Source organism: Butyrivibrio sp. FCS006, assembly GCF_000424525.1.
Taxonomy (GTDB): domain Bacteria; phylum Bacillota; class Clostridia; order Lachnospirales; family Lachnospiraceae; genus Butyrivibrio.
Window position 1 is genome coordinate 654,999 of the sequence record NZ_KE384204.1, and the last position, 15,616, is coordinate 670,614.

Sequence of the window (15,616 nt, forward strand, 5' to 3'; positions counted from 1 at the left end):
AAAAGATTCAGGAGCTTGTATGTTACACGGCGGAGAGATTTATGACAAGAAAATAGAGCTGGATTTCTCAGTGAACTTAAATCCGCTTCCATGCCCGGTGCAGGTTCTTGATGAGATCAAAGCTGCAGCAGATCAGGTCGCAAATTACCCTGATATTATGCAGAGCGAATTTGCAGCCGCTGTAACAAAAGCGGAGAACAGGCTTTCTCAGAAGAATGTGAAGTTTACGGCAGAAAACATAGTAGGTGGCAATGGAGCATCAGAGCTGCTTATGGCTATAGTAAATATGGTAAGGCCGAAGAAAGCTCTTTTACCCATCCCGAGCTTCTATGGCTATGAGCATGCACTCGGTGCTGCAAAAGACTGTGCTATCGAGCGCTATCTGCTTAAAGAGGCAGATGGATTTGCCCTGAAAGAGGACTTTATAGACGCAATAACAGAAGACATTGACCTTGTTATTCTTGGGAATCCCAACAACCCGACAGGCAGACTGATACCCGAAAACGTACTTGTTAAGACAATGGATAAATGCAGGGCAGTCGGTGCTGCGCTCATTGTAGATGAATGCTTCTTTAGATTATCAGGTAAAAGAGATTGTGAAGAAATCCCGCAAAGTGCGAGGAATTTCATTGGAGAATATTCGAATCTCTTTGTGGTAGATGCCTATACAAAGCTCTTTTCCATACCGGGAGTGAGAGTTGGATTTGCCATAACCTCCGCGGAAAATGCAAGGAGACTGAGGCACTTTTTGCCTGAATGGAACATGTCGGTGTTTGCGGATCGAGTGGGGATAAGGTGCGCTGAAATTACAGGAGAAAGCTCTTTTACAGGAGAATCTCTTGAAGTGATCCGGAGAGAAAGAGCATATCTGGCAGATGAACTTGATCAGATCGGAATAAGCACCTACCCGTCTGATACCAATTTCATTCTGATCAGGAGCGATGAAAATCTGTATAACAGGCTGCTTCAGCAGAAAATACTGATCAGGGACTGCAAAACTTTTGAAGGTCTTGATAAGGGGTATTACAGAATCGCAATCAAAGATCATAATGCAAACGAAAGGCTGATAACTGCTATTAAAACTCTTTGCAATATTCGCGAAAGGTGATAATATTTCTTAATAGTATTATTTTGAGGAGAAAAAAGATGAGGACTAAAATCAGGGAGTTATTTACAAAAACATCTGAGTATGCATCAAAGGAAGTGACTGTATGCGCATGGGTAAGGACCAACAGAGCACAGTCAAATTTTGGATTCCTTAATATCAACGATGGCTCATTTTTCGAGAATTTACAGGTAGTATACGACAAGGAGCTGTCCAATTTCGCTGATGCTTCCAAGATTGGTGTCGGTGCAAGTGTTAAGGTTGTCGGAACACTGGTACTTACTCCCGAGAATAAGCAGCCTTTTGAAGTAAAAGCTACAAGCGTTGAGCTTTTGGGTGATTGCCCGGAGGATTATCCGATCCAGCCCAAGAGACATACAAGAGAGTTCCTTAGAACTGTTGCACATCTTCGCCCACGTACCAACCTTTTCAGTGCGGTATTCAGAGTAAGAAGCGTTGCAGCAATGGCTATTCACAGCTATTTCCAGGAGAGAGGATATGTATATGTTCATACACCTCTTATCACCTGCGCTGACTGTGAAGGTTCAGATCAGATGTTCAAGATCACAACTCTTAACATGAATGATCTTCCAAAGACTGAGGACGGCAAGGTTGATTTCAAGAAGGATCTGTTCGGTAAGCAGGCATTTATCACAGGTTCAGGCCAGCTTCAGGGTGAGACCTTTGCAATGGCTTTCGGTGACATCTACACCTTCGGACCAACCTTCAGAACAGAGAATTCAAACACTCAGACTCATGCAAATGAGTTCTGGATGATCGAGCCTGAGATGGCTTTCTGCGATCTTGACGGCCTTATGGATATCGAAGAAGAGATGCTTAAGTATGTTGTTAAGTATGTCTGCGACAAGTGCCCTGAGGAAATTGATTTCTGCGACAAATTCGTTGCAAAGGGACTTAAAGACAAGCTCGACAACATCGTAAATACTGATTTCACAAGAATCAAACACCACGACGTTATCGATATTCTTAAAAAAGCTGATGTTAAGTGGGATTTCAAGCCCGATTACGAAGAAGACCTTGCAAAAGAGCATGAGAAATATATCGTAGATTACTTCGGCGGACCTGTATTTGTTACTGACTGGCCAAAGGACATCAAGGCTTACTACATGAAGGTAAATCCTGACAACAAGACAGTTGCAGCAGTTGACCTCCTTGTTCCTCAGGCAGGAGAACTTATGGGAGGAAGCCAGAGAGAAGAGAATCTCGACAAGCTCATAGAAAGAATGGATGAGATGGGCGTTGATAAGGAAGGCATCGACTGGTACCTTGATACCAGAAGATACGGCGGATGCATCCACAGCGGATTCGGTATGGGATTTGAGCGTCTTATCATGTACTTAACAGGCGTAGAAAATATCCGTGACGTAATACCTTATCCAAGAACACCACAGTCCTGCGAGTTCTAATCATAATAACAACGATAAGAGTCCTGTATCATATTTTGATACAGGCTCTTTTTTATTTTATGTTGCTTTACCACAATATATGGTATAATGATTTCAAAGTCATACAAATAGAGGGGGACCTACGCATGAAGAAGATCTACGTACTGGACACCAACGTTTTGATTCAAGCACCCCATGCTCTCAAGTGCTTTGATGATAACGAGGTCGTTCTTCCGCTGGTAGTCTTGGAGGAGCTTGACACGCACAAGAGGGATGAAGGTGAGCGTGGAGCCAATGTAAGAGAAGCCATCAGGATTCTCGAACAGCTCAGAGGCCAGGGAGATCTGGTTGTGGGTGTAGAGCTTGACAATGGAGGACTTCTTAGAGTTGAGAAGAACTTCAAGGATGTTGAGCTTCCGAAGGATATGTCAGAGTATAAGTCTGACAACCGCATACTTAAAGTGTGCAAGGGACTTAAGGAGAGCAGCAAGGAACAGGTAATTCTTGTAACTAAGGACATTCTGATGCGTATTAAGGCTCAGCTTCTTAATATCAAATCAGAAGATTTTACAACCGAGCAGGTTGCAGGAGGCGGCGAGCAGTACTCAGGACGTATTGATGTCTATGCTCCGGAGGATCTTTTCAAGGATTTCAAGAAGAAAGGAATCCCTGTAGAAGCCGTTTACTGTTGTGATGAGGAGGGGAAGCAGTACAAACCTGATTTATATGAAAATGAGTTTGTTGTAGTAAGAGCGGATCAGTCTGTGGGTAAGACCCAGATGGGACGTGTCTGCAAGGGATTTATCAAGAAGCTTGAGTATGAAAAGAGTCAGCCCTACGGTGTTAAGCCAAGAAATGCAGGACAGTACTTCCTTCAGGAAGCGCTTATGCAGCCGGCAGATGTAGCGCCGCTGGTAATCGTAAAGGGTATGGCAGGAACAGCCAAGACATTCTATTCACTGGCAGTCGGCCTTGAGAAGATGATAAATCGTCCTACCGGTGAATACAGAAGGATCCTGGTATGCAGACCTAATTCGCAGTTTGATGATGACATCGGATTTTTACCCGGTGATGAGCAGGAAAAGATATCGCCTCTTATGAGACCTATCATTGATAACCTTGAACAGCTCATAGACTCCAATGAAGAGGAGCGATACAAAGATGAGAAGGAGCTTCAGGGCAAGACTGATGAAGTCTTTGAGAGAGGAATAGTTCAGTGCGAGGCTCTTAACTTCATTAGAGGAAGATCCATTCTTAAGACCTTCCTTATCATCGATGAGGCGCAGAACATGACACCTACTCAGGCTAAGGGCATTATCACCAGAGCCGGCAAGGACACCAAGATCATTCTCCTTGGTGATCCCAACCAGATCGACAGGCCCTTCCTTGATGAGCGTACAAACGGTCTTTCCTATGCATCTGAGCATATGAAGGGAAGCCCACTGGCATGGCAGATTTCTCTTTCAGCTTCTGAGTGTGAGAGAAGTAAGCTTGCTATGGATGCTATCGAGAGGATGCGTGATAAAAAAGGATGATGTGACCTTGTCATAAAACACATCAAGGGTATTAGTTAAGGCTAACAAAATATAATTGCACAAAATCAGTACTGATGCAGATTGTACAAAAAATACTGCATCAGTACTTTTTATTGCAATAAAAATGATGAAATTGACAAAAATTATCTGTTAGCAATTGACAACATGATAAACTCGGAATATCCTAGTAATGAATCGAGTTAGCTAAAGGTAACAGTAGATACCGTATGCTAACATTATAGGAGGTATTCATGATGCCACTTGCTTTTGCAGATAGCGGACAGCTTTTAAAAATTCAGAAGATCACAGGAAATGACGAGACCAGGCAGCACCTTGCAACACTTGGCTTTGTCACAGGAGAAGAGATCTCCATCATAAACAAGAACGGCGGAAACCTTATCGTTAATGTCAAGGACAGCCGCATAGCTCTTGATAAGACACTTGCAAACCGCATCTTTATCTGATGCGGATAATTTTATGTTGTTACTAAAAATTTCAAAATAGAGGGAGAAAAGTAATGAAGACACTTAGAGATGTGGAGATTGGCGGCAATGCCAAGGTTGTAAGACTCCATGGTGAAGGCCCTACAAGGCGCAGGATCATGGACATGGGACTGACCAAGGGAGCAGAAGTTTACGTAAGAAAGGTTGCACCACTGGGTGACCCTATCGAACTTACAGTAAGAGGATACGAGCTTACCGTTCGTAAAGCTGATGCAGAGTTCGTAGAGGTCGAGTAAGACCGATATTTCCATTTTAATTCTGCATGAAAGTTATGCAGATTATTTTTAGAAGGGTGGTTAGCTTTTGCTAACACCAAAAACCTGATTTTAAAGCTATCACACATTAGGAGGCAATAAATGGAATTAAAGATTGCACTTGCGGGTAACCCAAACAGTGGTAAAACAACACTTTTTAATGATTTAACAGGAAGCAGACAGTACGTTGGAAACTGGCCCGGCGTTACTGTAGAAAAGAAAGAGGGTAAGCTTAAGGGAGATGAGTACAAGGACGTTGTGATCCAGGACCTTCCCGGTATCTATTCTCTTTCTCCATACACACTTGAGGAAGTAGTATCAAGAACCTATCTTGTAACAGAGAAGCCCGATGCCATCATCAATATCGTTGACGGAACCAACATCGAGCGTAACCTCTATCTTACAACTCAGCTCCTTGAGCTGAACATTCCAACAGTTGTAGCACTTAACATGATGGATCTGGTTCACAAGAACGGCGACAAGATCGATATCAAGGCACTCTCAGATGCACTTGGCTGTGAAGTTGTTGAGCTTTCAGCACTTAAGAGCGAGGGAACACAGGACCTTGTCAAGAAGGCAGTTACAGCAGCCAAGATTGGAAAAGCAAGCCACAACAGTGATTTCCTTACTGGCGAAGTTAAGGATGCGGTAGTAAAGATTGAAGAGATCATTAAGGATCGCAGCGATGAGAAATTCCTTCGCTGGAATGCAGTAAAGGCCTTCGAGAGAGATGAGAAAGCTGTAAAAGAGCTTCATCTTACATCAGATCAGCTCAAAGAGATCGAGGCTGTTACAAAGCAGTGTGAGAGCGCTCTTGATGATGATGCTGAATCACTTATCACAAACGAGAGATACACCTATATCACAAAGGTTACAGATAAGGCAGTAAAGAAGGGCCTTGCAAAGGGCGAGCTTACTGTATCAGATAAGATCGATAAGATTGTTACCAACAGAATTTTGGGTCTTCCTATTTTCGCTCTTATCATGTTCTTCGTATATGCCATCGCCATGGGTGGTTGGAGTGTTTCAATCGGAACAAGAGCTACAGACTTTACCAATGATGTGATCTTTGGTGAGTGGGTTCCCGGATTCTTTGATACACTTCTTGGTATTCTCCATGTAGAAGAGGGTACAGTTTTATACGGACTTATCCAGGACGGTATTGTTGCAGGTGTTGGAGCTGTTATCGGTTTCGTACCGCAGATGTTAGTTCTTTTCCTGCTCCTTTCAATCCTTGAGGATGTTGGATACATGGCCCGTGTTGCATTCGTTATGGACCGTATATTCAGACAGTTTGGTCTTTCAGGAAAGAGTTTCATTCCTTGCCTTGTAGCAACAGGATGTGGTGTTCCCGGTGTTATGGCCAGCCGTACCATTGAGAATGAGCGTGACAGAAAGATGACCATCATGACCACAACCTTTATGCCATGCGGTGCTAAGCTTCCTATCATCGGACTCATCGCAGGTGCGATCTTCGGTGGATCACCACTTGTTGCAGCTTCAGCTTACTTTATCGGAATCGGTTCAATCATCCTTTCCGGAATCATTCTTAAGAAGTTTAAGGCATTTGCCGGAATTCCTGCTCCTTTCGTTATGGAACTTCCTAAATACCATGTTCCTTCTGTTTCAGGTGTGCTTCGTGCCACATGGGAGAGAGGCTGGTCATTTATTAAGAGAGCCGGCAGCGTTATCGTAGTTTCTTCAGTTATTATCTGGTGCCTGTCATCCTTCGGCTCAGTAAACGGACGCTTTGGACTTGTTGATAATCTCTTTGAGGATGAAAGCCTTGTGACAGATGAATATGTTTCTTCTCTGGCAGAGAAAATGGATATCTCAGAAGATGAAGTTAACCCTATGGATGCATCACTCCTTGCAGGCGTTGGTAATACATTCTCATTTGTGTTTAAACCACTTGGCTTTGGCAATTGGAAGCCTGCAGTAGCAACTGTTACAGGACTTGTTGCCAAGGAAAATGTTGTTGGAACCTTTGGCGTGCTATATAATTATGACAACGAAGAAGAAGAGCTTGAAGAAAACGGTGATCAGATCTGGGACAGAGTTGCAGCTGATTATACACCTATTGCAGCTTATGCGTTCATGATCTTCAACCTTCTGTGCGCACCATGCTTTGCAGCAATTGGAGCCATCAAGCGTGAGATGAACAACGCTAAGTGGACCTGGGCAGCAATCGGATATATGACAGGATGGGCTTATGTTCTTGCTCTTATCGTTTACAATATCGGAGGACTTATCCTTGGACAGGTTTCCTTCGGAATTGGAACCATCGCAGGAATAGTTCTTCTTGCAGGACTTCTCTACCTTATCTTCAGAAAAGGCTATCAGGCAGCTGAGGGTGAGGGAAAAGAGATGGCTGTTAAAATGACAGCTTAATGAATAAACGCAGTTTGCAATGTTTTTAGTTAGAAAGGAGGTGCGATATGGCATCTATTATCGGAAACGCAGTTGTCGTAATCGCACTTGCGGTAATTGTATTTTTCTCCGGAAGAGCAACAATAAAGACTTTTAAGAAAGAGCTCAGAGGAGAGGGCTGTAGCGGATGCAGTGGCGGAAACTGCTCATGTTGCAGCAAATGTGCTTCGGTTAAGAAGTAATTGCAATTTGGAAGCTTTGAGGCTGCCGGCAAAGGAAACTTTGCCGGCAGCTTTTTGTATGCATGCCGTTTTTACTGTAAAAACAGGGGTAAATAGCGTATCATTAGTAGTAAGGAAATGAAGGTTAAGGTACGGATTTTAATGTCTGAAAGTGTAAGAGAAATTGAAATCAAGATAACGGTTAATGAGGCCGGGCTTAAGGTCAGGGAGATCATGTCCGGTAAGCTGAAACTATCCTCCAGAGAGATAACAAGGTGTAAACAGTTTGAAGACGGAGTGATGATAAAGAGGGCCGGGGATGCGCAGTACAAGCTGATCTGGCTTAGGGAGACTGTAAGTGCCGGTGACATATTAAAGGTCAAGATATATGAAGATACTGATAACTCGGGTGATGTGATCCCCTCAAATGACCCGATAGACATAGTCTACGAGGATGAGGATCTGATCCTTCTTAATAAACCCGGAGATATGGTGGTGCATCCATCCTATGCCCACCACCTGGACTCTTTGTCAAACGCCCTGGCAGGTTATTATCTTCGCACAGGCCAGAACCATGTAGTCCGCACCATTGGAAGACTTGATCGGGAGACGTCAGGTCTTTTGATATTCGCAAAAAACAGACATGCGGCTGCGATACTCTCAAATCAGAAGGGAAACATGTCCAAGAGAAAAGAGTACCTGGCCATTGTCAGCGGAGTCCTTGAAAATGAGCAGGGAACAATCGATGCACCAATCGGCCAGGAAGAGGGCGCGCGCATGATCCGAAAGGTCATGGAGAGCGGGAAAGAAGCTATTACGCACTATAAGCTGGTCAGACAGTTTGAAGACTATGCGCTTGTCAGGCTATGTCTTGATACCGGAAGGACTCATCAGATCAGAGTTCATATGTCTTATATTGGGCATCCGCTTTTGGGAGATAATCTTTACGGAAAAGAGATTAAGAACAGCCACGGAATGAAGAGAGCTGCTCTTCACGCTGCACACCTTGAATTTATGCAGCCTATAACGGGAAAAGAGCTGTCTTTTGAGGCTGAACTTCCAATGGATATGAAGTCGCTTGTTGATTTTTAATAAAGAGGGAGGAACCAGATATGCCAATAGTAGGAGCTTTTATGGTACCACATCCGCCTATCATGCTTCCTGAGGTAGGAAGAGGCGAAGAGGAAAAGATCAGGGCAACAACTGATGCATACAGGCAGGTGGCTGAAAAGATAGCAGAACTTGCGCCTGAGACCATCATTATTTCAAGCCCTCACAGCGTCATGTATGCCGATTACTTCCATGTTTCTCCGGGTAAAAGAGCTACAGGAGATATGGGGCAGTTCAGAGCAGGCCAGGTGAAATTTAATGTGGAATATGATACAGATCTTGTCGCCGAAATCTGTGCTATTTCCGACTCCTACGGACAGGAGAAGGATGACATAAAGAGCATGGAAATCCAGGGCTTTCCTGCAGGAACTATGGGCGAGAGAAACCCTGAGCTTGACCACGGAACAATGATCCCTCTGTACTACATAAGAGAGAAATATAAGGACTTTAAGATTGTAAGGATTGGTCTGTCAGGTCTTTCACTTCCTATGCACTATGAGATGGGACAGATAATTGCGGAAGCGGTCGCAAGGACCGGCGTAAGGGCAGTTTACGTTGCCAGCGGAGATCTCTCGCACAAGATGAAGGAAGATGGGCCTTATGGTTTTGCCAAGGAAGGACCTGAGTATGATGAGAGAATAATGGAAGTATGCGGTAGCGGTGAGTTTGACAGGCTCCTTGACTTTGATGAAACCTTCTGCGACAAAGCTGCCGAGTGTGGCCACAGGTCTTTTGTCATGATGGCAGGCGCGCTGGACGGATTAGCCGTTACTGCGCATAAGCTCTCTCATGAGGCTACCTTTGGTGTTGGTTATGGCATCTGCACCTTCGAGGTGGGAGGCACTGATGAAAACAGGCATTTCCTTGAGAAGTGGAGAGATAAAAAGAAAGCACAGCTTGAGAAGAGAAAGCAGGATGAAGATCCTTATGTAAGGCTTGCCAGATATTCGCTTGAGAGCTATATCACCATGGGCAAGAGGATCACCAAAAAGGACATAAAGGGTGATAAGTGGTCTGATATGGACGGCGAGATGTTTGCAAGAAGAGCCGGAACCTTTGTGTCCATACACAAGGACGGAGCCTTAAGAGGCTGCATTGGAACCATACTACCGACAACCTCCTGCATCGCTGATGAGATAATGCAAAATGCCATCAGTGCCGGCACAAATGATCCGAGATTTCCCATGATCAAGGAGGATGAGCTTCCATACCTTGAGATGAGCGTAGATGTACTGGATGAGCCTGAGCCGATAGATAGTCCCGACCAGCTTGATGTTAAGAGATACGGAGTCATTGTGACACACGGAAGAAAAAGAGGTCTTCTTTTACCTAATCTCGACGGTGTTGACAGCATAGAGCAGCAGATCGATATCGCGCGTCAGAAGGCCGGTATCTATGAGGGTGAGGACTATAGTCTGGAGCGTTTTGAGGTAATTCGCCACTACTGATTTTCGTAAGAGGGATAGATATGCCAAAATGTAATGTCTGTCACAACCATTGCAGCCTGGAAGAAGGGCAGATAGGTCTTTGCAAGGCAAGGATCTGCAGAGGAGGAGAGGTCGTAGCAAGAAACTACGGCCATATAACTTCCATTGCCCTTGATCCGATAGAGAAAAAGCCTCTAAATCTCTTTTACCCGGGATCTAATATCATATCCGTGGGAAGCTATGGCTGTAACTTGAGGTGTCCATTCTGCCAGAACCATGAGATTTCCTACGATTTTGGGAAAGAGTATCCATATGGCTACAGAGAGATGTCGCCAAAAGAGCTCGCTGAGATTGCTCTGGAGTATAAGTACGAGGGGAATATCGGAGTTGCGTTTACCTACAATGAGCCTCTTATGGGCTATGAGTTTGTGGTGGATGCGGCCAAAGAGGTCCATGAGAGGGGCATGAAGACTGTTCTTGTGTCAAATGGATGCGTGAGCGCAGAAGTTGCGCAGCAGGTGATCCCCAATATAGATGCAATGAACATTGATCTAAAAGGCTTTACCGACGGATATTATAAGGATGTGCTTGGAGGCGACAGGCAGATGGTAATGGACTTTATAAGCATGGCGGTGGTGACCTGTCATGTAGAAGTCACAACCCTTGTGGTTCCCGGCTATAACGATACAGAGAATGAGATAAAAGAGCTGTCGAAGTGGATAGCGTCTTTGGATGATGGCAGGGGGAAAGAGAAGGTCGCCCTTCATTTAAGCAGATATTTCCCGAGGTTTAAGCTTGACAGACCGGCCACGGATGTAGGACTTATCTACAGGTTAAGAGATGTGGCAAAAAAAGAACTGGATCATGTATTTACAGGTAATTGCTAAAAATGTATAATGGTCGGGTATTTTATTTGGAGGACTATTAATATGAGCGATTACGAAGAGAGAGAAGAGTGCTGCTGCGGAGCAGACGAGGGATGTGGCGACGGCGGATGCTGTGGCGGATCAGAAGGCGGCTGCGGTGGATGCGGCGGATGCCATACATACGAGCCTGATTTTGAGGGTCAGAATATCGGTAAGACCTGCAGAACTCATTACACAGGAACATTCAATGACGGAACCAAGTTTGATTCATCCTATGACAGAGGAGAACCCTTAGAGTTTATCTGCGGAACAGGAATGATGATCCATGGTTTTGATAAGGCTGTTGCAACAATGAATGTCGGAGATATCATTGATATTCATCTTGAGCCTTCGGAAGCATACGGCGATGTTGATCCAAGTGCTTTTATTACAATGAATATTTCAGATCTTCCGGGATCAGAAGAGCTTACAGTTGACCAGAAGGTTTACCTTCAGGACATCTACGGAAGGCCTATTCCTGTTAAGGTTACAGCCAAGGACGACACACAGATCACATTCGATGCTAATCACGAGATGGCAGGCAAAGAGCTCAATTTCAAAATTGAGCTTGTGGAAGTAAAATAAAGTTTCATTTTGGCTTCTTTTTTGATGAAATAAATATTTATTTTCGCTAAATTTTATGCTTTTTTGTGTTGAAAACACCCTTTTTGTAGGTTAGTATTTAGTTAAGAACATAGGTAATTATGTTTAGGTTGTGAAAAAGTGTACAGGAGTAAAGGATTATGAAGAAGTTAAGATTAAGAAGAATACTTGCAATGACACTGACTGCTGTCATGACATTCACACTTCTTGCATGTGGTGCAACGAATGATGCGATTGTCGATGATCAGGCTGCTGTCAGAGGTCTGGAAGAGGGAGCCGGAGAGATCTGGATTGATGATGAAGCAATTGCCCTTGCAGGATCAGCTGCATCATCTCAGGCAGCACTTGATGCCTGCACTGCTGTATTTAATATCATGAATCAGCAGAGAGTAGCAAGAGGTCTTTCAGCGCTTACTTGGAGCCAGCCACTTACAGATGCTGCACAGGTTCGTGCTAATGAGATCACAACAATGTTCTCACACACAAGACCTAACGGATCAGCATTCTGGACAGTTGATTCAAATTGCCAGTATGGTGAGAATCTTGCTAAGCTGTATCAGTCAGCTGATGCTGTTTACACAGCATGGATGAATTCACCTACACACGCTGCTAACATTATGGATGGCGGATACAAGACAGTTGGTATCGCTATTTGCCAGACAGGCGACGGCAGCTGGTACTGGGCACAAGAGTTCGGCTATTAAATGAGTAAACAAAGACCTCTATATCAGAAATGATATAGAGGTCTTTTTGTTATGACCCTTAGGGACGGAGGTAAGGGGTCATTTTGTATACTTATAGGTTATCAGCCCGCCGACATAACATTGTTGTCCATATAAATACCGGCATCAAGGGCTGCCCGGGCGCCAAAGGGCGGCGCCCAGCGTACTGTCCCTTGACGCCGGTATTTATATGAACATTCGGTCACTAAGGCGGGCGCTGTTATTATGAGAATTCCTCCGCCATTTTTGTGGCAGGAGAGGGGAAATTTACCTTTGTGACATGTAAATGTATTGCACACGATCTAAATTTTGGGCAGAATTTGTGGCAGAATAGAGGGAAATGACTTCTTTGACATGTAAATGCGTTGTGTACGATCTAAATTTTGGGTGGAATTTGTGGCAGGAGAGGGAAAATTGGCCTATGTGACATGTAAATGTATTGCACACGATCTAAATTCTGGGCTGAATTTATGGCAGAAAAGGGGGAATTGCCCTCTTTGACATGTATATGCTCAAGTGGCCTCCACCGGCGTACTCATTGTGCTCAATGAGTCAAACTGAAACGTCCCCATTGACACAAAATGAGTCAAACTGAAACGTCCCCACTGACTCACTTCTTCCGAATGTGTTATAATATAGTTGACTATATAATACCTGGGGAGGTGTTACTATGTTTGGAAAATCATCAAAGGACATCTACATCAACAACGAAACAAGACCACTGTCTGTTTCAGGTGCCAATGACAATCCTTACATGCAGGAGATGCTCAGAGGCGAAGAGAAGCGCCGTGAGAAAAACCGCGATGACATTCACAACAGACAGAACGGTTACATCAAGTAAATATTGAAAACAAACAAAGCGCCTGCTTCTTTAACCTGAAGCAGGCGCTTTTTTGCAATATTGCATTAAAGTCTGTCTATGGTACTCTCTGAGTATTTCTCATCGCAGTATTTGCAGCGATAAATCTCTTTTTTCTCATCAGCGAGATAGAAGATCTGTGGCAGTTCCTGCTCGATTGATGAGATGCATCTTGGGTTGTGGCATCTGATAACTCCGGTGATCTCTTTAGGAAGAACCAAAGACCTCTTTTCGATGATCTCACCGGCCTTAATTACGTTTACCGTGATGTTGTGATCGATGAAAGCAAGTACGTCAAGGTCCAGGGAATCGATGTCACATTCAACTTTAAGGATATCTTTTTTACCCATCGCCTTACTCTTGGCGTTCTTGATGATGGCAACTGTGGAATCTAGCTTATCAAGTCCAAGGTGTCTGTATATCTGCATGCTTTTTCCTGCCTGGATGTGGTCAAGAACAAAGCCTTCCTCTATTTTTCCAATATTAAGCATTATCTGTTCCTCCCGATTTATTTGATGTTAAGAAGTGTGAGTATCAGAGCCATTCTTACGTACAGTCCGTACTGAACCTGCTTAAAGTAAGCTGCCCTTGGGTCATCATCTATTTCAACGGATATCTCATTTACCCTTGGGAGAGGGTGGAGAATATACATACTCTCTTTGGCTTTTGCCATTTTCTCTTTGTTGAGGATGTAGAAATCTTTGAGTCTTATGTAGTCTTCCTCGTTGAAGAAACGTTCCTTCTGAACTCTTGTCATGTAGAGGAAATCAAGCTGAGGCATTACTTCTTCAAGCTTTATTACTTCTTCATAGGGGATGTTCTTTTGTGTGAGCATCTCTGTTATGTAATCGGGAACCCTTAGCTCTTTTGGCGAAATAAAGATAAAGCGGATGCCTTCATATCTGCTGAGGGCATTTATAAGTGAGTGGACGGTTCTGCCGAATTTAAGGTCTCCGCAAAGGCCTATGGTAAAGTCGCCGAGTTTGCCATATAAAGACCTGATGGTGAGAAGGTCTGTAAGGGTCTGGGTCGGATGCTGATGTCCGCCGTCACCTGCGTTGATCACCGGGATTCCTGATTTGGTGGCTGCTACCATAGGAGCACCTTCCTTGGGGTGTCTCATGGCGCAGATGTCTGCAAAGCAGGAGATTACCCTGATTGTGTCTGCAACGCTTTCTCCTTTGGCTGCTGAGGAATTTGATGCATCTGCAAAGCCCAGTGTCTTACCGCCAAGGCGCAGCATTGCTGTCTCAAAGGACAGTCTTGTTCTGGTACTCGGCTCATAGAAGCAGGTAGCAAGGATCTTGCCGTCACACTTGTGAGCATAGCCCTCCATGTTCCTTTCTATATCGCCTGCCAGGTCAAAAAGCTCTTCCAGCTCCTCCACTGAAAAGTCCAGAGGATTCATCATGTGTCTTAATGTGTTCATACTCTCTCCCTATTATTTTTTTATACTTAATGTAAGCGCGTATCCTGAAATAGAATACGCGCTTAATTCATTAATTCGCTATGACTGTAAATGCCGACGCGGGAGCCGACAGATCTACAGGAATGTGAAAGTAAGTATTGTCGTCACCAAATACTTTGAAATATACATAACGGCTTGTCACATTAATGCTGTTGACAACGCCTTCGAAGAGAACAACTTTATTGCCACCGTCCAGATCGCATCTGCGAAGAGAAGGATTCATGGCATTTGAATAGGAATAGTAAATATGATTGTTATCAATAGTGAAACAATCGCATCTGTCTGAAGTAACCAGCTGCTGCTCGCCGTTTGTGAGATTGGTTCTCCAGAGGCTGTAGTTGGAGGTTCCGTTGAGGTAATAAAGGTATCCGTCCTTGACTACAGGGAAGAAATCAAAACCACTTATAACAGGAGTGGTAATATCGCCGTCCTTTGTATGGAGAGCGTGAATATCATGATCATTGCTAACGCCGGTGTAATAGATAATGCCGTTGTCGTAACACATAGGAGAGATGAGCTCATCCGCCACCTGGGTGTTATCTTTCTTGTTGCACTTGATCTTGTGAAGAGTTCCGCCATTGGCATCCTTGATCTGATAGTAGAGGTATTCTCCGCAGAGCTGGGTCTCGCCACAGAAATCTCTGACAAGGCAAACCTGATCGCGGCCGGAAGTCTTGCATCTGTAGATACCGTACTGTTTGGAAGCTGCGCCAAGACCTGTGACCTTGGAGGATTTGCTGGTGGAATCCATATAGAAATAAAGATATCCGTTAGCACCGCTGATATATTTACATCCCATGCTGGTAAGGCGCTTGGGCTTGGACTCATCAACATTCATGGAATAAAGGCATCCATCGTCATATGCATTTGAAAAATATACTTTGCCGTCCATTTCAAAAAACAGACCGCCGTTTTGCATGTTGCCGGGAATATTACCTGAATCGGTGGGACTCATAGGGACATGTTTATCAATGAAATAGAGAGTAAGAGCACCGGTTATGACCAGAAGCATCAGTATGAAAAACAGTGCAAATTTCTTATTCATTCTTTTCCCTCCGCTTTTTATTATATAGCGAGTGTCTTCTTGCTATCAAGAAGTAATTTGTTATATCATTAATCATGTAAAAT

15 protein-coding genes and 1 pseudogene are annotated in these 15,616 nt (G+C 44.1%); 13 read left to right on the top strand and 3 right to left on the bottom strand.

The genetic code is table 11. The features are described from left to right. Positions 1-19: 19 nt before the first annotated feature. The 13 genes and pseudogenes from G633_RS18620 (at position 20) to G633_RS19995 (ending at position 13,002) form a co-directional block, all read left to right on the top strand. Complete coding sequence (locus G633_RS18620) at positions 20-1,108, top strand: pyridoxal phosphate-dependent aminotransferase (RefSeq protein WP_035771443.1); 1,089 nt, start codon at positions 20-22, stop codon at positions 1,106-1,108. Positions 1,109-1,146: 38 nt separating this feature from the next. Continuing rightward, the gene (gene asnS, locus G633_RS0114215; RefSeq protein WP_022769015.1) at positions 1,147-2,532 is read left to right on the top strand and encodes an asparagine--tRNA ligase; all 1,386 of its coding nucleotides are present in this window, start codon (positions 1,147-1,149) and stop codon (positions 2,530-2,532) included. 125 nt (positions 2,533-2,657) lie between these two features. Then, complete coding sequence (locus G633_RS0114220) at positions 2,658-4,046, top strand: PhoH family protein (protein ID WP_022769016.1); 1,389 nt, start codon at positions 2,658-2,660, stop codon at positions 4,044-4,046. A gap of 251 nt (positions 4,047-4,297) precedes the next feature. Beyond that, positions 4,298-4,510, top strand: a complete 213-nt coding sequence (locus G633_RS0114225; RefSeq protein ID WP_330363360.1) for a FeoA family protein — start codon at positions 4,298-4,300, stop codon at positions 4,508-4,510. Positions 4,511-4,563: 53 nt separating this feature from the next. Further along, positions 4,564-4,785 (top strand): FeoA family protein, encoded by a 222-nt coding sequence (locus G633_RS0114230; protein WP_022769019.1) that lies wholly within the window; start codon positions 4,564-4,566, stop codon positions 4,783-4,785. Between the two features lie 120 nt (positions 4,786-4,905). Next, positions 4,906-7,194, top strand: a complete 2,289-nt coding sequence (gene feoB / locus G633_RS0114235; protein ID WP_022769020.1) for a ferrous iron transport protein B — start codon at positions 4,906-4,908, stop codon at positions 7,192-7,194. Positions 7,195-7,241: 47 nt separating this feature from the next. Beyond that, complete coding sequence (locus tag G633_RS19990; RefSeq protein ID WP_022769022.1) at positions 7,242-7,415, top strand: hypothetical protein; 174 nt, start codon at positions 7,242-7,244, stop codon at positions 7,413-7,415. A gap of 141 nt (positions 7,416-7,556) precedes the next feature. Then, on the top strand, positions 7,557-8,486 hold the full coding sequence (locus tag G633_RS0114245; RefSeq protein ID WP_022769023.1) for an RluA family pseudouridine synthase: 930 nt from the start codon (positions 7,557-7,559) through the stop codon (positions 8,484-8,486). Positions 8,487-8,506: 20 nt separating this feature from the next. Next, positions 8,507-9,952, top strand: coding sequence for an AmmeMemoRadiSam system protein A (amrA, locus tag G633_RS0114250; RefSeq protein WP_026520330.1), 1,446 nt, complete (start codon positions 8,507-8,509; stop codon positions 9,950-9,952). 20 nt (positions 9,953-9,972) lie between these two features. Next, a complete protein-coding gene (gene amrS, locus G633_RS0114255) occupies positions 9,973-10,818 on the top strand; it encodes an AmmeMemoRadiSam system radical SAM enzyme (RefSeq protein WP_026520331.1) in 846 nt (281 codons plus the stop codon). Positions 10,819-10,866: 48 nt separating this feature from the next. Continuing rightward, positions 10,867-11,421, top strand: a pseudogene (locus G633_RS18625) (FKBP-type peptidyl-prolyl cis-trans isomerase); the annotation flags it as partial. Between the two features lie 158 nt (positions 11,422-11,579). Further along, the gene (locus G633_RS0114265; RefSeq protein ID WP_051200244.1) at positions 11,580-12,143 is read left to right on the top strand and encodes a CAP domain-containing protein; all 564 of its coding nucleotides are present in this window, start codon (positions 11,580-11,582) and stop codon (positions 12,141-12,143) included. A 688-nt stretch (positions 12,144-12,831) separates the two neighbouring features. After that, positions 12,832-13,002: a hypothetical protein gene (locus tag G633_RS19995; RefSeq protein WP_022769030.1), complete on the top strand. Its 171-nt coding sequence runs from the start codon at positions 12,832-12,834 to the stop codon at positions 13,000-13,002. 65 nt (positions 13,003-13,067) lie between these two features. On the opposite strand, the gene G633_RS0114275 is transcribed toward G633_RS19995, so the two are convergent. From G633_RS0114275 to G633_RS0114285, 3 genes are all read right to left on the bottom strand, one after another. After that, complete coding sequence (locus G633_RS0114275; RefSeq protein ID WP_026520332.1) at positions 13,068-13,511, bottom strand: aspartate carbamoyltransferase regulatory subunit; 444 nt, start codon at positions 13,509-13,511, stop codon at positions 13,068-13,070. 17 nt (positions 13,512-13,528) lie between these two features. Continuing rightward, a complete protein-coding gene (gene pyrB / locus G633_RS0114280) occupies positions 13,529-14,449 on the bottom strand; it encodes an aspartate carbamoyltransferase (protein ID WP_022769032.1) in 921 nt (306 codons plus the stop codon). A 70-nt stretch (positions 14,450-14,519) separates the two neighbouring features. After that, the gene (locus G633_RS0114285; protein WP_026520333.1) at positions 14,520-15,533 is read right to left on the bottom strand and encodes a DUF5050 domain-containing protein; all 1,014 of its coding nucleotides are present in this window, start codon (positions 15,531-15,533) and stop codon (positions 14,520-14,522) included. Positions 15,534-15,616 lie beyond the last annotated feature (83 nt).